The sequence below is a fragment of the Sphingobacterium sp. BIGb0116 genome (genome assembly GCF_024808035.1).
In the GTDB taxonomy this organism is placed as follows: domain Bacteria; phylum Bacteroidota; class Bacteroidia; order Sphingobacteriales; family Sphingobacteriaceae; genus Sphingobacterium; species Sphingobacterium paramultivorum.
On record NZ_JANUDT010000011.1, the window covers coordinates 246,092 to 268,747 of the forward strand.

Below are 22,656 nucleotides of genomic sequence, written 5' to 3' on the forward strand. Positions count from 1 at the left end.
ATTCATAAATACTTAACATAGAGTTAATTGTATCGTTAAATTAAATTATTCTTTTTGTACAAATAAAACATGAAAATGAAAACGAATTTAAACTTAAATCTTTTAGCTGTTTTAGCGGCAGGCTTAACTGCATTTGCAAGCTGTAGTAAGAGTGATCCTTCGGTAATTGAACCTCCTGTTACCCCGGGTGATTCAAATGAATCGCTTGCTGATGCTTTCTTTGAGAAAGTAGCTTATAAAGGTGCATTTGGTTCTACTGACTGGACATCAGGATGGGTTAATTATGAACCAAATAAAACAGCATATTCTGCTGCTACAGAGGAGATTTCAGGTGAAATAACTGCAGATAAAACTTTAGATGCATCAAAAACATACTTGTTAAAAGGTTTTGTTTACATTAAAAGTGGTGTTACATTAACGATTCCAGCTGGAACAGTAATTAGAGGAGATAAAAATACTAAAGCAACATTGGTTGTCACAATGGGTGGTAAAATCAATGCAGAAGGAACTGCTGCTAAGCCAATTGTATTCACTTCAAACCAACCCGCTGGTACAAGAGCTCCAGGTGATTGGGGCGGGATTATTATCTTAGGTAAGGCACCTAATAATATCCCAGGTGGAACAGGTCTTATTGAAGGCGGTTTAACAGCTCCATACGGAAATCATGGTGGAACCATTGCTGATGATAACTCAGGAGTTCTTAAATATGTACGTGTTGAGTTCCCAGGTATTGCTTATACAACAAACAACGAGATTAACGGTGTTACATTTGGATCAGTTGGTTCTAAAACAACTGTTGAATACGTTCAAGTTGCTTATTCTGGTGATGATTCTTTTGAGTGGTTTGGTGGTACAGTAAATGCTAAGCACCTTGTCTCTACTGCAAACATCGATGATATTTTCGATTTCGATAATGGTTACTCAGGAAAACTTCAATTCTTAGTAGGTCTTAGAGATCCGAAATTAGCGGATCAAGCTGGTCAATCAAATGGTATTGAATCTGATAATTCGGAAAAAGTATTTGATTCTTCTCCAAGAACACGTCCTGTTATATCAAATATGACATTGGTTGGACCTGGTAATACTGAGGTTGATCCAAAACATGAGTATGCAAATTTGTGGAGAAGAGGAAGTAAGATGATCCTTGCTAACTCTATCTTTATCAACATGCGTTATGGTATCGATATACGCGATAAAGAAACTGGTGATGCTTTGACAGATAAAACATCTTTGATCAAAAACAACATTTACCAATCATTTACGGCTGGTAGAGACGTTATAGCCGATGGTACAGTACCTTCATTTGCTACTGTTGATTTATTGAAAACGTATTTGACTACAAATAATAATACATTCTTGGACGATGCGGCAGCTAAAAATCTTTTGGTTAATCCATATAGTTTAACAGCGCCAAACTTTATCTTGAAATCAGGATCAGTAGCTGCTACTGGTGCTTCTTTCTAAGAAATAGATAATTATAGTTTAGTAAAATAGATGGAAAATCCTGCCTTGGCAGGATTTTTTTTTGACCAATTTTTCACGGTGGTCAATGAACAATCGCAGCTCATTTTCATGAATAGTTGATTTGTCCAATACATAACCTTATCCATTCAAGTTATTTGGTCGTCACGTTTGAGTTGCTGTAACCTGGATGTAGAAGTGAAAGATGCCCCTTTATTCTCTAGCTAGGTTATATTTTTATAAGGTGATTTGATGTCGTGTCATTGTAGTTTGAATACTATCTTATGTTGAATTAAAGTATCACGAATGGTTATTTGTGATAGTTTGGCCGTATTTTAAAATACACTGTTATATTTCTAGTTTTTATTTTTTTTACAAATAGCTATTTTGTTTAGTGTGTTTATTTAATTTTATTTCCAGTTGTTTAAAATAATGTAATATTTAATTTATTGTTGTTTAATGTTGTGATGTTATCTTCAGGTAATGAAAAGAATATATGAAAATTTTCTCAAGATAGCAATAGTTGCATTCTTGTGTGTAACAGCTTTTACCGGCTGCAAAAAAGAAGAAGTCGCGCCTTCAGAAGTCTCTCAGGCAGAACTTGCTACTGTAAGTGTATCTGAATTAGTTGATTATCTTGCTAACTCCATAAATGTTAAAAAAAGCGATGTAACCTATGATGCAAAAACCCAACAGTTTAAATTATGGGGAGTTGATCAGGTAAGTCGAGAAAAATTAATTGAAATGTTTAATAACTCTAAAAAATTAAGATAATGAGTAAGCTAAAATATTATATAATAATACTGTTTTTCTTTATTGCGGCTCAAATTTCATTTGCACAAGGAATACCTACTTATGTAAGTGATTTTAAAATTAACAATAATAACCTGCTGAGTTCTACAAAAATTGCCTTATCTGCAACAGGTTCTAGTACAACAGTGAAATATAATGTGACATTAACGAGAGCTATTAATCCTTCAGGTGGTCCATGGAATTGGTATCCAACAAATATGCTAATTGGACTTGGAACACAAATCAATGGACAATTTGTTTGGTTGGATGGTTCTAAAGAAATTACCAATTCGAGTTTTGGGCAATATAATTCTATTTTGGATAAGGAATATACAGCTAACATAGATCATTCAAAACTTCCTGCAGGAGGTAAGATCTATTTGGTGATCGAAAACCATCCTTCAAATGTTCCATCATCATTGTGGTTTAAGGAAGCTTATCATGTTAAATCTTTTGACTATGAAATTCCTCCTCCGGTTGTTCAACCTCCAAGCTATGATAATTGGATTAATGATATTGGCCATTTTGCTATTTACAATAATGACATTCCGCCAGCTATCACCTGGAATAAAAATCTAGTTAACACAAGTACAGTTTCGCTTGAACTTTATCAATATGGGGTGAGTAAAGGCTTTATCGGCAAAAATGTTCCTAATACAGGCAGTTATAGCGTTGATTATTCAGCATCGCAATATGGTCTCGTCGGTGGTTTTAATAAGTATGAAATTCAAATTAAAATTATATCAGATGCAAATCCAAGTATCAGTGATATGACAAAAAAGTTTGACTATTACCAAGATTAACTCTGTGGAAATTAACATTGATTTATTCATTTTTTCTATGTTACCCAAAAAATAGCTGTCTAAGTGGAAGTGATAAATTTAGGTGCAAGTAGATCTTTACTTGCATCTAATTTAATGAAGCTATTTTTTGCTTATAGTTTGCTTACGCCAAAAGAAGGCTTATCTCGGCTCGTAATGATAAACAATCTGATAAGACTGATTTTTAAGCTCCTCAGACAATTGACCTATATCCAGTGTTTGCGCTTGTGGAGTAGGCTCACAGACAGAATAATATTTTCCATTGTACAAAATAGCATCACCGATAGGATGTTCAAATTGAACGGCCATCGTTACATGCGTGGGATAGAGCAGGGTGATCATAGGTAGATTGTAGATTTCCTTTACCAGATAAAAAAACAGGGCAACACGGTCATCACAGTCACTGTATTTATTCAATAGTGTTTGTTCTGCAGAAAGGCGCTTTTCGGATCCGAAATTATCTTCGTCATTTTCGTATAAGAATGCATATCGCGTAAATCGCATTAAATAATCGACACCTTCCTGCTGATTTTTTCCTTTTAAATTTTCCTTGAGGGCAGGAATCAGGGATTGATAAGTCTCTTTGCTGAGTGGAATATTGAAATAAGTTTCGAAATCTACACCCGGATAGTTTTTAAAAAGATCACTGATATCTTCATTCAACTTGACATTAAAATGGTAGGCTTTATGTCCATAATTGAACTCAATTTGCTTCTCCTTATAATTTGCTGGTACAAAATCAGGTAATTTTGTGATTTTATAACTAAAATCTTCAATGGCTTCTGGTACTTTAATCTTAACAGGAATATAGGTGTCTGCGCGTTGAAAGAGCTTTCCATAGTCATGGAAGTTTAAACAGGTGTATTTCTTACCATCGATTTCAAAAAAGGGAATATCAGAGATATCTTCTTTGTTCTGAATGAAAAATATGATCTGATTATTACCCACAGCCAAACGGGCATCATAACCGGATTTACACATTAAAAACCATTTATATAAAGTATAGCGTGTATAATTTTCGGCTTTCGGGGCAATCTGTTGTGCGGTGCGGCGAATCAGCTGATAATATACCCAATCATTTAAATGATGTTCATCTTTGTATTCGAGAAGGCTATTTATAAGCTGTATGTAATCCGTCTGATCAGCTATTTGATAGAATTTTTGTATGTGGGCTATTGTTAAGCTGTCTTTGAATGGAATATTAAAGGAGGGGGGGACATCAATAGATACTTTGCCATCGTAAAAATCGAAATCGTGATGCTGCGCCTGTAGCTGTTGTGAAGCACAGGTTAGCCAAATTAAAATGGTCAAAAACAGCCTATGGATTTCCCTTAATTTCAATTGTTAACAATTTAATAACATTGTATTAATATAAAATTAACGATAAAATTTGCTTTTTTTGTACATTGAAGGAATTATTATTAAAAAATTACAATCTATTTTTAGGTTTTAGATTCTCCTTTTTCATTTTTAAAATCCGTATCTTCGTGCAATGGATAATTTTATTGTTTCTGCACGTAAATACCGCCCGATTACCTTTGATTCGGTTGTAGGTCAGCAACACATCACTGGTACCTTAAAGAATGCAATTCACAACAACCAGTTGGCGCAAGCATTTTTGTTTTGTGGTCCCCGTGGTGTAGGTAAAACTACCTGTGCACGGATTTTAGCTAAAACAATAAATTGTGAAAACATCTTGGCAGGTACCGAACCCTGTGGCGCATGTGATAGCTGTAAGTCTTTCCAAAATGGAAATTCTTTCAGTATTCATGAACTGGATGCGGCATCCAATAATTCCGTAGACGATATCCGTAACCTGATTGATCAAGTACGTATACCACCTCAGGCTGGAAAATATAAAATCTATATCATAGATGAGGTGCATATGCTTTCTCAAGCGGCTTTCAATGCTTTTTTGAAGACTTTAGAGGAGCCACCTTCCTATGCTATCTTTATTCTGGCGACCACAGAAAAACATAAGATTTTACCTACTATTCTTTCGCGCTGTCAGATTTTCGATTTTAATCGGATCAAAGTGGAAGATATGGCAAGTCATTTGGCCCGTATCGCTGACAGAGAAGGTATTGCTTATGATCAGGACGGATTACATATCATTGCCCAAAAGGCCGATGGTGGCCTTCGGGATGCCTTGTCGATGTTCGATCAGATCGTCAGTTTTTCCAATAAAAATGTCACCTATCAAGCTGTAATCGATAATTTGAATATCTTGGATTACGATTATTATTTTAAGCTAACAGATGCTATTTTAACTGAGGATGCGGCACAAACCTTATTGATTTTCAATGAGATTTTAAATCACGGATTTGATGGCAGTCATTTCATAGCAGGTCTGTCAGCGCATTTCAGAAATTTGTTGGTTGCTAAGGAGCCAACTACGCTAAAATTATTGGAAGTCAGTGATAGTATTCGTCAAAAGTATCTGCAGCAGTCCCAAAAAGCTTCTCCAGGATTTTTGTTATCTGCATTGAATATTTCCAATCAATGTGAGATCAACTATAAGACAAGTAAAAATCAACGCCTGCAAGTTGAACTTTCACTCCTCAAGACATGTCATATCGCAAGTGCGATTAAATTGAGCCAGCTTGGATCCGCACAGATTCCTTCGGCAACCGAGGGCGTAAAAAAAAAACTTCCTGAGCCAGTAGTTGGACAAGCGCAACAAACTTCGGTAGTCTCCACTCCGCAAGCAACTTCTCCTGCGAATGCTCCTGTCGTTGAAAACCATGTGGCACCGCGTTCGCAAGCTAACCCCGTAAATTATCAGGCTTCCGAGACTAAGGAAGAGGTGAAAAAAGATCCTATTTCCAACGTGCCCCCTAAAGTAAAAAAAGGCGGATGGGGAGCATCTACTGCAGCAATTATTCCGTCTTTGCCGGATTTGAATACCATATACGATAACAATGCGGTTGCCAAAGAAGGGGATGAACCAGAATTGATACGTGGGAACGAACAGCGTGATGTTTCATTCGGCCAATTTATTACTGTTTGGAACAGTTATGCTGAACAGCTTAAAACAGAAAACAAGATCAATCTGTACACCATGATGACGGCTATGCAACCCCGATTAAATGGTGTATTGATTGAAATTGATGTTGAAAATGGTGTTCAGATGGATGTATTGCAAAGTGCAAAGGTTGATGTACTGAACTACCTACGTGTGAAACTCCAGAATTTTTCATTGGATCTAAAGGGCGTGATGATGGAACATACTATTTCGCGTAAACCTTATACCTCACAGGAGAAGTATCAAGCCATGGTCAATAAAAACCCGCTTTTAGATACTTTGCGGAAAGAGTTTAACTTGGGGCTAAGCTAATTCAAACACGCTAGTTGTTTTTTATTTTTGTACATTTGCAAACTCTTCCATGAAGAGGGAAATATTTAGTATTTATTATGCAAGGAAATTTTCAGAGACGTGATCGCGACCACGGGGAAAGACGTGAAGTGAATCAGATGGTATTTGGTATTCGTGCTGTCATCGAAGCAATCGATAGTGGTAAAGAGATCGAGTCATTATTTATACAACGCGGCTTGAGCGGCAGTTTGATTCTAGAATTGAAAGCCTTGTTAAAGGAACATAATATCGCTTCTCAACAGGTGCCAATTGAAAAATTAAACCGGATAACACGTAAAAATCATCAAGGTGTAATTGCGGTTATTTCTCCAATTACCTATCATGATATAGAAGAACTTCTCCCTCAGATTTATGAAAAAGGTGAAACTCCTTTACTTCTGATGTTGGATGGAGTGACAGATGTGCGCAATTTGGGTGCTATTGCACGTACAGCAGAATGTTCTGGAGTCCATGCCATCATTGTCCCTAAAAAGGGCTCGGCTGAGGTTAACCCTGATGCGATTAAAACATCTGCTGGAGCACTCTATAAAATCCCTGTCTGTCGCCATGATAGCTTGTCCAAAGTTGGTAAATTTTTGATTGATTCAGGTGTACAGTTAGTTGCCAGTACAGAAAAAACAACGTCGAGCATTTACGATGTGGATTATACAGCTCCAACCTGTGTGATTATGGGTGCGGAGGATGTTGGTGTTTCCAATGACCTAATCCGCATTGCCGACCACCTGGCCAAGATACCAATGTACGGTGAAATAGGTTCGTTAAATGTATCTGTATCGGCCGCAGTAGTGATCTATGAAGCGATTCGCCAACGGATTGTTAAAAAATAAAGAATATAATTTAGTTGATTACAAAAAAAGCCTTTGTTTTGACAAAGGCTTTTTTTGTAGACTAGTTTTGATAAATCTCTTCAATCTCTTGTTCGTATCTTTGTAAGATAACTTTTCTTTTCATTTTTAACGTCGGTGTCAATTCACCGGTTTCAACGGTCATTTCGTCGGGGACTATGGTGAACTTCTTGATCTGTTCCCAGCTGCCAAAATTTTGATTAATACGGTTGAGTTCCGATTCCATTTTCTGTTTCAGTTCTGGGCTATTTAGAAAATCTAGTCTAGAAAGATTAGCAAGGGCGGGAAAAGCACTTCTTGACCATTCTAGAAGATTATTATAGTTGGGAACAATCAACGCCACAGGAAACTTACGGCCTTCTCCAAGTACCATAGCCTGTTCGATAAATGAAGATTCGACCAGTTTAGACTCGATCTGCTGCGGAACGATATATTTTCCTCCAGAAGTCTTGAACATCTCTTTCTTTCGGTCTATAATTTTGAGAAATTTACCGTCTACCCATTCACCAATATCTCCTGTGTACAACCAGCCATCTTTGATCGCTTCTGCTGTTGCCTCTGGATTTTTATAATAGCCAATCATATTATTCTCGCCTTTAGTCAATATTTCTCCATCGTCAGCAAGCTTTATTTCGATATTAATTAACGGTAAGCCTACAGTACCAATTTTCATACCTCGTTTATAGCAGTTTACAGCGATACATGGTCCCGCCTCAGTGAGGCCATAACCTTCATATATTGGAATTCCTGATGCCATATACAGACGGATTAATCTTTCCTGTAAAGCAGCACTCCCGGAGGCAATTCCTTTGATGTCACCACCTAATGCTTCGCGCCATTTTGAAAAAACTAATTTACGGGCAATGTTCAGTTGAAAGTCATACCACCATGTACGTCCCTCCAGTTTGTATTGTTCTCCGACGCTCAAGGACCAGAAGAATAGCTTACGCTTGACTCCTGTTAGCTGCTCTCCTGTAGCCATAATCTTTTCATAAACTTTCTCCAATACACGAGGTACTGCGGAAAAAATATGCGGTTTAACGGATTTAAAATCTTCACCTATCGTATCCATCGATTGAGCAAAGAAGATTGTCAAACCTTTGTACATATATACATATTGGAATACGCGTTCATAGGCATGACAAACTGGAAGAAAGGAGAGGGCACGATCACCTCGTTCGACAGGAAAGGAATATTCACTACTCAACGTATCTGCCAATAAATTTTTATGAGACAACATAACACCTTTGGGATTTCCTGTTGTGCCAGAGGTGTAAATGATGGACGCCAATGTATTGGTTTTTATACCATCACGTAGTTGGTTTAGCGTTTCATCTGTAATGATCTCGCCCTTGGAGACGAAGTCATACCAATGGTTTAGACCATCCTCTTTGTCTAGACTGTAAATAGCATTTAGTTGAGGACAATCATCTTGTATCGTTAATATCTTTGTGTATAGTGTCTTTGAACTAACAATACACTTCCTGATTTCGGCATGATTGAAGATATACGTGTAATCTAAGGTCGAAATATTAGGGTAAATGGCAACTACTACAGCTCCAATTTGTTGAATGGCAAAATCAAGGATATTCCACTCGATACGGTTCTCACTAATTAATGCTACTTTCTCTCCCGGCTGAACACCTAGGGCGATCAAACCTTTTGATGTCTTATTGACCCGTTCAATAAATTCGGTATTACTTACTTTTATCCACTCGTTGTCTTTTTTGAAAGAAAACATAGGGAAATCTGGTGCAATAGCATATTGCAAGCTTGCTAAATCAAATAATCTTGTTGCTGTTGGCATGTTGGAAATCCAGTTCATGTAATACAGCTAATTTACGTTTTTTTATAGATACTATTGTATTGGCGGGCGAGATTAGTACCTGTACTGCTAGAAGGGATATAAAAGAAAAGACTCTGGCATCTCAAGCTGATCGCTTTTATGCCAGAGTCTTTCACTCTTATGCTAAGTACTAATGATTAGTATTTGCTTTTTGATTCTTTACGTTTTCCAGAGAAATCACGGAAGCCACCGCCATTGCTGCTACGCTCACCACGCTCACGACGCTCACCACTGAATCCGCCTTCACGTCTTCCGCTGCGTTCGCCGCCACCATATCCACCTTCACGTCTTCCACCGCGATCACCACCACGGTATCCACCTTCACGTCTTCCGCCACGATCACCACCACGGCTTCTTCCGCCACGGTCGCTACGACCTTCACCTCTTGCTTCACCAGATACTTCGATACGTACTTGACGACCGTTGTAATCTACACCTTGGAATCCTTGGAATACTTTTTCTACTTCTGCATCTTGAACTTCGAAGAATGTGAACACGCCTTTCAAATCAATTTTACCGATTGATTTTCCTGAAATATTCGCATTGTTACAGATGAAGCCCAACATATCTCCACGAGAGAATTCATCTACAGAACCTAAGTTCATAAATAAACGCGTGTAGCCTTTTGAACCTTCACGTGAACGACCATCACGTCTATCACCGCGGTCTTCACGACCACCGTCACGCGCTTCGATATTTAAATCAGGTGCATTTTTGTAATAATCCAAGAAACGGTTGAACTCAAGAGAAGCGAATCTTTTGATGATATCTTCTTTTGAAAGTGACTCCAAATTTTCCATAATTGCAGGCAAGAATGGGCTGATTTGTTCGTCGTTTACTTCAACATTTTCAATCTTTTTAACGATAGAAAATAATTGTTTTTCGCAAACTTCAGCACCTTGAGGTACTTGTTTTTTCTCAAAAGGCTTACCGATGATCTTTTCAAGATGACGGATTTTGCTTAGTTCTTTTACGTTTACCAAAGAAAGTGAAATACCAGTTTTACCTGCACGGGCTGTACGGCCTGAACGGTGTGTATAGTTTTCTGTTTCATCAGGTAAAGAGAAGTTAATAACGTGAGTTACATCACTTACATCAATACCACGAGCGGCTACGTCTGTTGCGATCAACAATTGTAAACTACGGTCACGGTAACGTTTCATTACTTTATCACGTTGTTGTTGGGACAAATCACCATGCAGTGAATCCGCATTGTAACCATCTTTGATCAACGCTTCAGCGATATCCTGTGTTTCGATTTTTGTACGACAAAATACGATACCAAAGATATCAGGGTTTGAATCCACAATACGTTTGAACGCAGCGTATTTATCTTTTGCTTTGATCAAATAATAGTGGTGTTCAATGTTGGCGTTACCGGTGTTTTTTGTTCCTACAGTAAGCTCAACTGGATCGGTCATATAATTCTTTGCGATACGACGTACCTCAGAAGGCATTGTCGCCGAAAATAACCAAGTTTTTTTCTCGTCAGGAGTTTCTGACAAAATGTTGTTGATGTCTTCTTTGAAGCCCATATTGAGCATCTCATCCGCTTCATCCAATACAACATATTTTACATTTGAAAAATCAATCGCATTTCTGCCGATGATATCCAACATACGACCTGGGGTCGCTACTACAATTTGCACTCCACGTCTAATTTGACGTAGCTGGTCTGAGATATTTGCACCTCCATATACAGCAACAACATGTACGTTGTCAACGTATTTAGCAAATTTTTCTAAATCTTTTGAGATTTGTAAACATAATTCCCGAGTAGGGCAAAGAATTAATGCCTGTGGGTGTTTTTGAGAAAAGTCTAATTGCTCTAATAATGGAAGACCAAATGCCGCGGTCTTTCCTGTGCCAGTTTGGGCTAATCCGACAAAATCGTCGTTACCAGTCAATAAAACAGGAATGGCTTTTTCCTGAATTTCAGAAGGTTTTTCGAAACCTAATTCTGAGATGGCATTAACAACTTCCTCACGGATTCCCAGTTCTAAAAATGGGTTCATGAAATATTTTATACAATAGGCACTATTGCCTAAGGCGTTGCAAAGGTAAGAATAATATTGGAATAAACAAATAATTTAAATAATTGATTTTTAAGGTGATCTGATTCTTTTATACCAGGTGATAATAAATTGAGCGCTGTTATATAGATTTAGCTCACTTTGAAAAGTATTATTTCGAATGTGAAACTATTTTATATACCTACAGTTTCTTTATTCATTTATTAATAGAAACTTAATATTTCAACCTTAATTTTGGTATTAGCATGAATCAAGGACCAGTTGTACATCAGCGTTGGCTACAAGCTATTAAAGAGTTTAACGATACTTCCGCTTATGAGGAATTGTATCGCTATTGCTGGAAAGATCTTTATCAGCACGCTGCCCGTCGGATCCTAGACCGACAGGATGTGGAGGATATTCTACAGGAGCTGTTTGTCCAGTTTTGGGAAAGGCGGCATACAATCGACATCCAAATGAATCTCCCAGCCTATTTGAAAGGAATGCTCAAATATAAAATTATAGACTTTTTTAATTCCACCAAAGCCAAAGATAAATTGTTGGATCATTGGAGCAAGCATATTTTTGATTATGTACAGGAACATCCAGAGGATCTCAAAACATATCTAGCGTTAGAGAAATTGTTGGAGGAAGAACTCGAGGTTATGCCCCATAATATGAGACAGGCACTTTTATTGAAGTGGGAACATTTATCCATTCGAGAGATTGCTACACGTATGGGGCTGTCTGAGCAAACGGTCAAAAATAACCTTACGGAAGCATCCAAACGACTACGGAAAGCTATTTTGGGCTATCAACATGTTCAAAACGGTAGTTTTAGCCTTCTTTTGGTCTTTATTATAGACGAGCTCGCTAAGTAGCTTACCCACCTTGCCACATTCCTATTTTCTGAACTTTGATCCTTTAACAATTCTTTCATACAACATTAACTATTTCTTGAAGTACTTTGGGGCTTTTTTGCGGACTTGTATATAAACAGCAGGCATAAAAAGTGAAAAGAAGAATTTTTGAATCCTTAATCTATAGATACCAGCATAATAATGCGAACAAGGCTGAGAGGTCCCTGATTGATCGCTGGTATGATACGCTTGATCGGGAAGAACTTTCTGCAGGGGAGGTAGATGAGGTTCGATTATGGAATAATATACAGCAACGTATTGGAAGTACTGCGTCTAAAAAATCAGTGGGTCGGAGCATAATCTACTGGAGCGGAGCGGTTGCGGCAAGTCTACTGTTATGTGTTGGCGTTTTATTTTGGACAAAGCAGCATGATCTGAATTTCTCCCAAAGAGAAGCGAATTTAAAACCCGGTTACCGGATTTTTGAAACAGGGGCCTCACAACGTAAGCGGATATTTTTGGCCGACGGATCAACCGTTGTAATGAACGCATATTCCAAAATTAAATTGGATACCGTCTCTTACAATAGGCGTGATAGAGTTGTGGAGCTTATGGCTGGAGAGGCCTATTTTGAGGTCAAGAAAGATTCCACAAAAGCTTTTGTGGTGAACGCCCGACAAATACAGACAAGGGTGCTGGGGACCTCTTTTACCGTGAAAAACTATGCGGAATTGGATGATATATCGGTGTCTGTATTTACAGGTAAAGTGCAGGTTACTGCCGATAGCAATCCGCTGGGTGTGCTGACCCGCGGCGAACAGATCCGTTATACCCAAAATAACCACAATAGCCATCAGGAGACTTTTGATCTGACGACACGTAATAGCTGGATTGAGGGAAGAGTCTATCTTAAGCAAAGCAGTTTTGAAGAATTGGCACTGGCGGTCAAAAATATCTATGATGTGGATATTAAAACTGACGATCAGCGGATTGCCCAACAACGGTATAGTATGCCGATATCAAAGCAGCTGTCCTGGACGGCAACCCTGGAAAGTATCAAAGCAATTCATCACAACAAATCAAGGAAGGAGGGCAGGATAGTGCATATTTACTAATTCGGGGATAAAAAAAGAGAGCTGACGACGGCCATCGTCAACTCTGCATCATGTACCATTTGGAGATGGTATAAATAATATATACAACAACTTAAGAGATATTATATACGCATACAAATTTATGAAATTTAAGCAATACGTTACGCAAAACGATATTAAGTTTATGATAAGGACATCGTTGGTAGGTCTATTTCTTTCGATCGTGTCGGCCGAAATGCTCTTAGCTTCGGGCGCATACGGGCAGTTACTCAATAAAAAGATTACAGTTTCTTTTAGTGAATCTAATATTCCGGCGGCTTTCGAACGTTTGGAATCCCAAAATATACATATCGCTTTCGATGCAGCGAAATATAATCTGGCAAAGAAAAAGGTAAATGCCAAAATTTTTAAAAGTAATAGTGTCCGCGATGTCATGCGTTATCTGCTCAGGGAGACTGACCTAATGGCTCATGACAACAGTGTCTATATTACATTAGTCGAAAAACCTGTACAGCAGAATGGGTATATTTCAGGTAAAGTTATTGATGATCGCGGTCAGCCTTTGGCTAATGCCAGCATCAAACTGATCGGTACCAATAAATCAACACAGAGCGGTATTGATGGGAGCTATCTTTTGAATGCTGAACCGGGAACCTACATACTGGAAGTCAGTTACCTCTCTTACCAGACCCAACGTATTGAAGGGGTCAAAATACAGGCCGGAGACCGGACAGGGTTAAACATTGCTATGAAGACGCAGGTAAATGCGCTAGAGACGGCAGTTGTCAATGTGTCGTTTAAAAAAGCTTCCGTAGCCGGTCTGTATGCGGCGCAAAAAAACGCAGCGTCGGTGACGGACGGAATATCCGCCGAACAGATCGCCCGTACACCGGACAATGATATGGGGCAGGTTTTAAAACGTGTTACCGGATTGACCACTGTTAATAATCGGAACGTCATTGTGCGGGGGATGTCCGACCGCTACAATCAGGCCATGTTGGACGGTGTGGTGATTCCGAGTACTTCGCAGAATAGACGGGATTTTTCCTTTGATATTATACCGACAGAAATGGTGAGCTCGGTGGTAGTCAATAAAACGGCAACACCGGATGTATCCGCTGAATTTTCCGGCGGACAGGTTTCGGTGAATACGATAGATATTCCAGAAGAGAATTTTACAACAATACAAATTGGATCAGGAAGTAATAGTCAAACTTTGGGAAAAAATTTTTACCGACTTGGAAAACGACATACAAGTGAATATTTCGGTTTCTTTGACAAATCGTCAAAAATGCCTGATGGAATAAAAACCTGGCAATGGAATAGCAGGTCTTTATTATTAGATGCGCCTCCGGGTTATATTTTGACAGACGAGGAATTAAATAATACCCCTTTAAATCCAACTGAATTTGGTGATGCCGTGAAGTACAACGATTTGGACGCTATCGCACAATCCAAACGCTTTAACAGTGACGCGATGAGGCAATATAAATATAAAGCTTACCCTAATCAGAATATGCGTTTTTCGCTTGGTCGCTTGTATCAGTTAAATAACGGAAATCGATTCGGTTTTGCAGCTTCGGTAAACTTTAGAAACGAGCAGAATATTGTTGCGTTTAATAATACGAGGGGGTCTGCATTAATTGGAGCGCACTATATAGATAGTACCGGTATCGGAGACAACGGTGCCGGCACCTCTTATCGCTTTAACAGTAACGCTGGATTGGTTGCAAATATGGGGTATCAAGCGGATGGATTTAAAGTTTCTTTACGAAATATGTATGCACGTACGTATGCAAATAATTACAATGAAAGTATTCGAAAAGTATACACTGACCCTGATCCAAAAGCAAATAGGCTTACGTATCAATTACCTGAGGCGATGTCGTTGCAGCAACATCAGTTGATCGGAGAATATCAGATGCCCTGGCAGGTAAAAGCGGAGGGAATGTTTACCATCAATAAGATTAAACAGCAAATTTTAGATGAACGAAAGCTCTCCTATAGAATAACGACCACGATAGATGATCAACCTTATTTTCAAACACCTAATTTATTGACAACTGCTGGATTTTCTAATAAAGGGGCGGTAACTGATTGGCGAATGTGGACTAGTATAGATGAGACCGATTATAATTGGAGCGCAGCATTTTCTCGGAAATTTCAACGAGGTACAGGAGTATCAACTCTTGTAAAATTAGGTTATCAGGCTTGGGTCAAAAAAAGAACATTGGATTTGTTTAAATTTTTACCTATGACACGATCGACCTTGGTTGGCAATGTTAGTGTCCCTGCTCCTCCAATTGAGTCGAGTTATGATAGATTGTTTTCAAATGAAAATATTGGAAATGGAGATGGGCAAGCATACTATTATGCCGAAGGTCTTGGCGGTAGGTATTATAATGGAGAAATGAGCTCCCATGCACTTTTTTTAATGGCTGATCAAAGGCTATGGCAAAAATTGCGGTTGGTGTATGGTGTAAGGGCTGAATATTTTAATCTTAATAGTAGACAGGAGGAGCTGTATAAAAGAAAGTATCAAAAGGGAGATACAAATGGTGCTGAAGCCTATGAACTTGGTGTAAAAGAAAATAACTGGCGGTTTTTACCATCTATTAATGCCACGTTTAATTTAACCAATACATTCAATATTCGAGGAAGTTATGCGCGTACGGTAATTCGTCCGGATTTTAGAGAGGTAGGTATGTTTGCGATGTATGATTTTGAATTAGATGGTTATGTATCGGGCGAACAAGTGCAGAGTACTGTGATTGATAATCTGGATATGCGTTTTGAATGGTATCCGTCTTCAGGTGAAATAATATCCCTAACGGGCTATTATAAGTATTTAGACAAACCAATAGAGCTCGTACATCGAGGGGACGATAAGCGGAATTATACTTTTGCAAATATGGAATCTGCAAAGAATTTAGGGCTAGAATTAGAAATTCGAAAAAACTTTGCATTTATAGGTGATCAAGAATGGCTAAAAGATCTATTTATATCAGCTAATGGCACGCTTTTGAAATCTAAAGTCAATGTGTTATCCCATTGGGAAACTATAGATGGCGCCACGCCCGATGGACCTAAACGTCGCCAGTCGCGTTATCCGGGGCAAGATAGACCTTTGATGGGACAATCGCCATGGTTGTTAAACCTAGGATTTGGTTATTGGGGCGATTATTTCGGAATTACGACAAGTTATAACCATAGGGGGTACCGGACAAATATTGGGAATTTTAACCTTTCAGCAGTTGAATATGAATTGGCACCAAAGCAGTTGGATGCACAATTTTATGCACGTTTTTTTAATAAAAAAATGGAAGTCAAACTTAATTTGGCTAATCTGCTTGATGATTGGACACGCTATTATGAAAATACTGAAGGATTTACGACTGCCAATGATCCTCAGACAGGTGACTATGTTACCACAAAAGTAAAAGGAGATAATAAATATAATAAAGCGGATGGGGATATAATAACCTATCGTAAAAAAGATGGAAGAAGATTTAATCTTTCAGTTACCTATAATTTTTAATAAATAAGTTTTAAATCAATTAAAGAAATGAACTTCGCCGGCCTATGGGGACGGTAGTACGACATATAAAGATGCGTTTCATCCTTCAACGCCTCCGTGGACCGTTCGTTGGACTCAATTTGCACCAACAACGTAATAAAAAAATTGAAATATAAAGAATAACCTGCGCGAGGCAGTTTCATATCACTCCTAAATAATGTAAAAGAGTTCCGGGTTTGTCCAAGTCGCACAACAGGGAAATAAAATAGAAAAATACAGAAAACGGGTGATTGAAAACAACTATGCAACCTTATGAAATGCTATCCCATAGGGATGCATAGTCTAAAAAATGATCTTGTGATGGCAAAACTAGTAATTATTTAACACAAAATGAAAAAAATCTTAACAGTAGCAAGCGTATGCGCAATCGCATTGGCTTCTTGTAACAAAGACAACGTAGGACCTAATTCAGATTTGAATGCTGGTTTGCCAAACAAACCTCAGGCAACGATCCCAACAGATGCTGCCGGTATTATTACTAAAACTACGCTTTCTGCAGATACCGTATGGAAAATTGATGGAGTTGCTTTCGTAAAACCGGGTGCAACATTGACGATTCAAGCGGGTACTTACATTACTTCTGGTGTAACTAAAGCATACGATGACCAAATCACCGGAATAACACAAAATATCAAAGGCGTTTTGGTTGTACCTAAAACAGCGAAATTAATCGCCAACGGTACTGCTTCCGCACCAATCGTATTCACTTCTCCAAATGCGGCAGGATCTCGTAACCCTGGTGATTTCGGAGGTGTCGTATTGTTGGGTAGCGCAACTACCAATCAAGCTGCCACACGGAGAATCGAAGGGATTCCTCAACCTGTGGGTGTAGATGTTACTTATGGAGGTACAAACGCTGCAGATAATTCAGGCTCATTGAAATATGTACGTATTGAATTTGCGGGTTACAACTTAACTGCTGACAATGAGATCAACGGACTAACTTTAGGTGGTGTTGGTACTGGTACCACCTTGGAAAATATTCAGGTATCTTGGGGTAAAGATGATGGTTTTGAGTTCTTTGGCGGTACTGTAAATGCGAAATACCTGGTAGCCTTATCGAATGACGATGATGACTTTGATTTCGATCATGGATACACCGGAACAATTCAGTATGCCTTATCATTAAAGGATCCTAATTCAACAAATAGCACATCAAGTGGTAGCTCGGATTCAAACGGTTTGGAATCGGATAACGAAGGTACAGCGCCATATGCAGCGACACCTAAGACTCGCCCAGTACTGAAAAATTTTACATTCTTGGGAATTAAGGATGCTACTGTAGCTGGTACAAAACTGAAATTTGGTAACCGTTGGAGAAGAGCTTCACAGTATGATATTCAAAATTCGATTATCGCTGGTTATGCAACAGGTGCAGCATTTCAGGATGGTGCAACAGGTACTTTTACAGGTAATGTTGTACATGCTTATACTGCGGCATTCAGTGGTGCTACACCAACAGGAAACCAAACAAATGTGTCAACAGATGCAACGACATATTTGAATTTAGCAGGAGCTGGAAATATTTTTTATCCAACAACATCTACATTTAATCCTGCTTTTTTAAGACCATTGTCAACTTCACCTGCATATGGTGATGGAAGTACAACTTATAAAGGTGCATTCCATCCGACAACTGCTCCTTGGACTGCAAACTGGACTCAATTTGCTCCAAAAACTTATTAATATTGATTATTTAATTGAGTGAGCCATACAATGGCTCACTTCTTTATCCTTTATAGATGATTAAAAATTTATTTCTCTGTTTTATAGCCCTTTGGATTGGATCCCTATTGTCTTCCTGTCAAAAAGGTGAACCTATTGTAGAAACTGAAGAACTGGCCCGGATTGCTTTTATATCCTATAGCACTGCGTCGGTGGATGTAAAAAGAGTAACGATAGATGGAAAAGTTGCTAATCCAAGCGATGCTAATTTTATTTTTCTACGAAATAAAGATGCCGATTCTTCATCGGTCGTTGCATATAATAGTAATGATCAGGTCGTCCTAGAGCAACGGCTTCCGCTCAAATCAGGATTAAATACCTTTGGTGTACATAGTAAAAGTCCCGTTGATCCGTCACTCGTTGTCGGGCCAAATCCCTTAGGAGATGATGTCGAATCGATTCCGGGTGTGAGGCAAGTAAAGATCTTAAATTATAATAAAACAATTTCACCTAATGGTGAGCCAATTCGATTGGCGGTTTATCAAGGTAAGCCTGTCTATGATGAAAGTTGGGGAATGGATATGGTCAAGTATGACGAAAATCCAATCCTGATTACCGACTTGATATCAGATAAAATTCCCGAAGAATTTATCAAAATACCGATTGACGCTACTTTTGTGCCAAAGGCGCAAGTATTAGATAAGGATTTAAAACCGATCCTTATAAATGGACAAAAAGTCTTTTTGTTTTTTAATTTTTCGGTAGATATCGGTATTGTATATCTCCCTCAAAAAGAATCCGATGCATCTTTTGATGTTGATGCATTCTCAGAAATTGGAGGGATAGGCTATGGTTTAGATAATATCTGGCTACAGAAATAAAACTCATTACAAAACAAACACAGATACCTGTCAACACTTACATCAATGGTAAGCCATTAATTCAAAAAAATAGTCACTATGAAAGGCATCAATGCTATAAAACATCGCAATTTATTTGCTATCTCCCTGAAAATTCAGGGAGATGTAGATCAGTCCGTTGATGCGGCTGCGCTGCTAGCCTTACGGAATGAAATGGCGGAGCTGAATGAACTTTATCGGCAATATTTGGAACTGTTGCAGCAGCTGGAAGACATCGTGCAGGACTATGAATCGAAGGAACGAACCATTCGTTCGAAAATTTTGTCTCCTTCTCTTCGCAAATTAGCCAAAAATGGACAGACTGGAGCCGATCTACGTATGATCATCACCTCATTAAATTCTTGTGCACACTGATAAAATTATTTTTCGGTCTTATCCTCTTTACTTACTTCGATAGGTATTACCTGATAAGTACTTCCTCTATATTTTGGGGATAAAATGTTCGTCTTTTCTGTTGTATTGACAGTGCCCTTGACTCTGGTGTTTTTATCGCTAATTGTTCGTAATACTTCCCGGATCAATGGATCTCTGGTGTCACCTATTGGGGGCAAAGGTAAAAAGGCAAATTCGTCGATCTTGATAGAAGGAGTAATTCCGTTACTATAATCTCCTTGTCCCATTTTATTGTATATTTTATAGATCATGGGAATCAAATGCCAAGCACGTTCAGTGCCATGAATCTCCTCAGGTGTAGATAGCGTGGTCGATGCCATATCTTTTCCATAGGTTTTATCGCCAACCTGTACAACCTGTACATAGGGATGTAATCCATTAATTAACATTTCGGACGCGGATGCCGTGTTTGGCCCTGTGAGCATATAAATTCTTTTTAAATGTAAACCTTGTTTTAGAACATCTTTTGCTGAAAATGAATAGCCATCGGGCTGACCTTGCAGTGCTGCTGCGAAGCTGTCTTCTCTATTTTTGATATTTTTGTTGCCTTGGTATTTAGCAAAAATGTCGTTTTCCTTGATGTCTGCCAATAAGAGTGCGCAAAATGAGGCGAAAGCAACCTGTCCACCGGGGTTATAACGTAAATCGACAATAAGTTCTTGTACCTGTTGGGACTTGAAATTTTGGACCGCTTCCAATAATGAATATGCCCCACTAAAGTCAAATTGACTTAAAAACATATAGCCTACCGTGGGGGAGGAGGAGATGAGTTTAGCGGTATAGAGGACGGGCTGCGAAATATAGGAAGAAGGCAGATGAAATATTTTGCCATCGTTTCGCGTCAAATGCATTGCCGGTAAAAGTAAGGATTTGCTTAGTAGCGATTTCAGGTTGCTGTGGTCGATGGGCTCGTTGTTGATGTGGCTTATGCTGTCTCCCCGTTTGAGTCCCATTAAATCTCCTTCGCTGAAGGGAACAATCTGGGTGATCAGTTGGATGGTTTTACCGGTTGTTTGGAGTTGTACCATATCTAACCCAAAGGTGTTCGTCAGCGTATTGCCATAGGTGTCGCTGTTAAGTGTCTGTAATATGCTGGAATAATGGTCATCTGGAAATAAGATGCTTTTGAAAAATAAATCTGGACTTTGTTGGTAACCTTGGGTTGATCTAATTTTATCATTCCAGTAGTAGTAGCGTTTCATTTGGTCTAATGTCCACTGGTTGATGGTTTCATTTGATCCGGGTTCGTGAAGCGGTGGATCCTTTTCACAAGAGGAAAAGATCAACGAAAAGAAAGCCAACACAAGAGCATGGGGTCTACGCATTTTTTAAATTTTGCTTTATTAAAAATACGTGTTATGTTGTTTGTTTGGAAGTTATCTTTTTGTTGCTCAAATGTTTATTTACTTTAAATAGGGGGAGCTTTTTACGTTTACCTTACTAAAGAATAAGGTTTCGATAAGAAAAGGAGTAATAAAAAAGGCATCACCGTGAAGTGATGCCTTTGGCTTGTATAAATCAAAGAATATCGATTAATAAAGCGTGAACTCTACGCGACGGTTTTGTTGACGACCATCAGCGGTTTTGTTTGATGCGATCGGTTGGTCAGGGCCATAACCTGTCGCTTCAATACGTGATGCATTAGCACCTTGAGATACTAAATAGGCTTTTACCGATTCAGCGCGTTCTTTTGATAAACGCATGTTCAATTCACGGGAACCTGTATTATCAGTGTGACCAGCTAGTTTTAAGCTAAAATTTTTCTCGATTAACAGTTCGGCTACTTTATTTAATGTCGCGTATGACGTAGGACGTATGGTTGCTTTTCCTAAATCGAATTCCAAGTTTTTGATTGCGTCAGCAACAACTTTTCGGTCAGCTTCTGTTACAACAACCTTTTCAACCACTCTCGTTTCGTTTTTCACAACGATTGGACATCCTGCACCGTCTACCTGAACACCTGAAGGTGTGCCTGGGCATTTGTCATATTTGTTAGCTACACCATCACCATCATCATCTTTCAGATCACTGTTTAGACCATCCAATTGATTTTTTAGTGCTTGGTTTTTAGCATTTAAAGCATCATTTTGTGCTTTAAGATCATCATATTTCAATGTGTAGTCGTTAACTAAGGTTGCTACTGGATTTGAATTGTTCAAAGCTGGTTTGCTACCATTACCCAATGCAAATTCTAAACCACCATGGATGTAAGTAAACAAGTCATTCTTATATTGACCACCTTGAATACCGTCAAAGTTTTGGTTAACCCAATTTAACTGATAACCCAACTCGAAGTTGATTCCTTTGGCAACAGCAAATTTAAGTCCCATGTCCAATGGTACGTAAATTTTAGAAATACCATCCGCTTCTTGGGAAGTTGATCCTGTTGTCAACGTAGTTTTGCTGTTCATCACCCCAACACCGATAGATGCATAAGGTTTGATAAAACTGTTGAAGAATCTCCAGTTGGTATTAGCCGCTTGGAATTCTCCTGACAATGCAGCAGACCATGGTGTTTTAGCCTCAAAAGATTGTGATCCATCTTTAAATGCGCCACCTGTTTTACCGCCAAAGTAACTCGCTTTAATGCCGAAAGAAGGAGAGATTTGCTTTTTAATATAAGCACTATACCCCAAGTTCCATGCTAAGTCATCGTATCCTTCACGATTAAAACCAGCAATGTTAGTTTGGTTTGTCACTCCGGCACCGACACCAATAGACCATGTTCTGTATTGTGTAGCTGGTCCAAATGGAGTTGTTCCCTCAATGGATGATACCTTTGCATTTTGAGCAATTGCATTATTGGCAAATAAGCCCGCTGATGCTAGAGCAAGTACTAATTGTAATTTTAGTTTCATATAATTTGTGTTTGTATAAACCGCTGTAAAAGTAATAAGTTAAAAATTAAATTAACTATAGGTTTGTAGTTGAAATATGACGTTTGGTAAATAAAAAGGTGTTTCTGTTTAAAACACCTTTTTATTAGTGTAATTT

The 22,656-nt window shown here is 38.5% G+C and carries 16 protein-coding genes; 11 read left to right on the top strand and 5 right to left on the bottom strand.

Features of this window, described 5'->3' with window-relative positions; genetic code table 11:
• Positions 1-75: 75 nt before the first annotated feature.
• The 3 genes from M2419_RS23915 (at position 76) to M2419_RS23925 (ending at position 3,056) form a co-directional block, all read left to right on the top strand.
• A complete protein-coding gene (locus M2419_RS23915) occupies positions 76-1,464 on the top strand; it encodes a T9SS C-terminal target domain-containing protein (RefSeq protein ID WP_153845010.1) in 1,389 nt (462 codons plus the stop codon).
• 480 nt (positions 1,465-1,944) lie between these two features.
• Positions 1,945-2,235, top strand: a complete 291-nt coding sequence (locus tag M2419_RS23920; protein WP_153845009.1) for a hypothetical protein — start codon at positions 1,945-1,947, stop codon at positions 2,233-2,235.
• A complete protein-coding gene (locus M2419_RS23925; protein ID WP_153845008.1) occupies positions 2,235-3,056 on the top strand; it encodes a hypothetical protein in 822 nt (273 codons plus the stop codon). Before M2419_RS23920 ends, M2419_RS23925 begins: the two co-directional genes overlap by 1 nt.
• A 159-nt stretch (positions 3,057-3,215) precedes the next feature.
• On the opposite strand, the gene M2419_RS23930 is transcribed toward M2419_RS23925, so the two are convergent.
• On the bottom strand, positions 3,216-4,415 hold the full coding sequence (locus tag M2419_RS23930) for a hypothetical protein (RefSeq protein ID WP_227550107.1): 1,200 nt from the start codon (positions 4,413-4,415) through the stop codon (positions 3,216-3,218).
• A gap of 151 nt (positions 4,416-4,566) precedes the next feature.
• Here M2419_RS23930 and M2419_RS23935 point away from each other — a divergent pair, with 151 nt between their 5' ends.
• Together M2419_RS23935 and rlmB are read left to right on the top strand one after the other, a co-directional pair.
• The gene (locus M2419_RS23935; RefSeq protein ID WP_153845007.1) at positions 4,567-6,411 is read left to right on the top strand and encodes a DNA polymerase III subunit gamma/tau; all 1,845 of its coding nucleotides are present in this window, start codon (positions 4,567-4,569) and stop codon (positions 6,409-6,411) included.
• Between the two features lie 77 nt (positions 6,412-6,488).
• Positions 6,489-7,277 (top strand): 23S rRNA (guanosine(2251)-2'-O)-methyltransferase RlmB, encoded by a 789-nt coding sequence (gene rlmB, locus M2419_RS23940; RefSeq protein ID WP_046672182.1) that lies wholly within the window; start codon positions 6,489-6,491, stop codon positions 7,275-7,277.
• A 61-nt stretch (positions 7,278-7,338) separates the two neighbouring features.
• Here the strand turns inward: rlmB and M2419_RS23945 are convergent, their stop codons facing one another.
• Positions 7,339-9,120, bottom strand: coding sequence for a long-chain fatty acid--CoA ligase (locus tag M2419_RS23945; RefSeq protein WP_259255759.1), 1,782 nt, complete (start codon positions 9,118-9,120; stop codon positions 7,339-7,341).
• A gap of 158 nt (positions 9,121-9,278) precedes the next feature.
• On the bottom strand, positions 9,279-11,156 hold the full coding sequence (locus M2419_RS23950; RefSeq protein ID WP_153845005.1) for a DEAD/DEAH box helicase: 1,878 nt from the start codon (positions 11,154-11,156) through the stop codon (positions 9,279-9,281).
• 263 nt (positions 11,157-11,419) lie between these two features.
• On the opposite strand from M2419_RS23950, the gene M2419_RS23955 reads away from it, so the two are divergent.
• The 6 genes from M2419_RS23955 to M2419_RS23980 all read left to right on the top strand — a co-directional run bounded on the left by M2419_RS23955 (position 11,420) and on the right by M2419_RS23980 (position 19,623).
• Positions 11,420-12,034, top strand: a complete 615-nt coding sequence (locus tag M2419_RS23955) for an RNA polymerase sigma factor (RefSeq protein ID WP_153845004.1) — start codon at positions 11,420-11,422, stop codon at positions 12,032-12,034.
• 131 nt (positions 12,035-12,165) lie between these two features.
• Complete coding sequence (locus tag M2419_RS23960; RefSeq protein WP_153845003.1) at positions 12,166-13,128, top strand: FecR family protein; 963 nt, start codon at positions 12,166-12,168, stop codon at positions 13,126-13,128.
• 163 nt (positions 13,129-13,291) lie between these two features.
• Positions 13,292-16,645 (top strand): TonB-dependent receptor, encoded by a 3,354-nt coding sequence (locus M2419_RS23965; protein WP_228280327.1) that lies wholly within the window; start codon positions 13,292-13,294, stop codon positions 16,643-16,645.
• 369 nt (positions 16,646-17,014) lie between these two features.
• Complete coding sequence (locus M2419_RS23970) at positions 17,015-18,370, top strand: hypothetical protein (RefSeq protein WP_075991678.1); 1,356 nt, start codon at positions 17,015-17,017, stop codon at positions 18,368-18,370.
• 56 nt (positions 18,371-18,426) lie between these two features.
• The gene (locus tag M2419_RS23975) at positions 18,427-19,230 is read left to right on the top strand and encodes a hypothetical protein (RefSeq protein WP_153845001.1); all 804 of its coding nucleotides are present in this window, start codon (positions 18,427-18,429) and stop codon (positions 19,228-19,230) included.
• A gap of 78 nt (positions 19,231-19,308) precedes the next feature.
• Positions 19,309-19,623: a hypothetical protein gene (locus tag M2419_RS23980; RefSeq protein ID WP_153845000.1), complete on the top strand. Its 315-nt coding sequence runs from the start codon at positions 19,309-19,311 to the stop codon at positions 19,621-19,623.
• A gap of 5 nt (positions 19,624-19,628) precedes the next feature.
• On the opposite strand, the gene M2419_RS23985 is transcribed toward M2419_RS23980, so the two are convergent.
• Both M2419_RS23985 and M2419_RS23990 read right to left on the bottom strand, forming a co-directional pair.
• A complete protein-coding gene (locus M2419_RS23985; RefSeq protein WP_159729171.1) occupies positions 19,629-20,987 on the bottom strand; it encodes a S41 family peptidase in 1,359 nt (452 codons plus the stop codon).
• A 207-nt stretch (positions 20,988-21,194) separates the two neighbouring features.
• A complete protein-coding gene (locus tag M2419_RS23990) occupies positions 21,195-22,520 on the bottom strand; it encodes an OmpA family protein (protein WP_159729169.1) in 1,326 nt (441 codons plus the stop codon).
• Positions 22,521-22,656 lie beyond the last annotated feature (136 nt).

What these genes read in the sequence shown, in the direction of transcription:
- M2419_RS23915 (WP_153845010.1), top strand. Translation starts at nt 76, where the DNA reads ATGAAAACGAATTTAAACTTAAATCTTTTAGCTGTTTTAGCGGCAGGC.
- M2419_RS23920 (WP_153845009.1), top strand. Translation starts at nt 1,945, where the DNA reads ATGAAAAGAATATATGAAAATTTTCTCAAGATAGCAATAGTTGCATTC.
- M2419_RS23925 (WP_153845008.1), top strand. Translation starts at nt 2,235, where the DNA reads ATGAGTAAGCTAAAATATTATATAATAATACTGTTTTTCTTTATTGCG.
- M2419_RS23935 (WP_153845007.1), top strand. Translation starts at nt 4,567, where the DNA reads ATGGATAATTTTATTGTTTCTGCACGTAAATACCGCCCGATTACCTTT.
- rlmB (WP_046672182.1), top strand. Translation starts at nt 6,489, where the DNA reads ATGCAAGGAAATTTTCAGAGACGTGATCGCGACCACGGGGAAAGACGT.
- M2419_RS23945 (WP_259255759.1), bottom strand. Translation starts at nt 9,120, where the DNA reads ATGAACTGGATTTCCAACATGCCAACAGCAACAAGATTATTTGATTTA.
- M2419_RS23950 (WP_153845005.1), bottom strand. Translation starts at nt 11,156, where the DNA reads ATGAACCCATTTTTAGAACTGGGAATCCGTGAGGAAGTTGTTAATGCC.
- M2419_RS23955 (WP_153845004.1), top strand. Translation starts at nt 11,420, where the DNA reads ATGAATCAAGGACCAGTTGTACATCAGCGTTGGCTACAAGCTATTAAA.
- M2419_RS23965 (WP_228280327.1), top strand. Translation starts at nt 13,292, where the DNA reads ATGATAAGGACATCGTTGGTAGGTCTATTTCTTTCGATCGTGTCGGCC.
- M2419_RS23970 (WP_075991678.1), top strand. Translation starts at nt 17,015, where the DNA reads ATGAAAAAAATCTTAACAGTAGCAAGCGTATGCGCAATCGCATTGGCT.
- M2419_RS23975 (WP_153845001.1), top strand. Translation starts at nt 18,427, where the DNA reads ATGATTAAAAATTTATTTCTCTGTTTTATAGCCCTTTGGATTGGATCC.
- M2419_RS23980 (WP_153845000.1), top strand. Translation starts at nt 19,309, where the DNA reads ATGAAAGGCATCAATGCTATAAAACATCGCAATTTATTTGCTATCTCC.
- M2419_RS23985 (WP_159729171.1), bottom strand. Translation starts at nt 20,987, where the DNA reads ATGCGTAGACCCCATGCTCTTGTGTTGGCTTTCTTTTCGTTGATCTTT.
- M2419_RS23990 (WP_159729169.1), bottom strand. Translation starts at nt 22,520, where the DNA reads ATGAAACTAAAATTACAATTAGTACTTGCTCTAGCATCAGCGGGCTTA.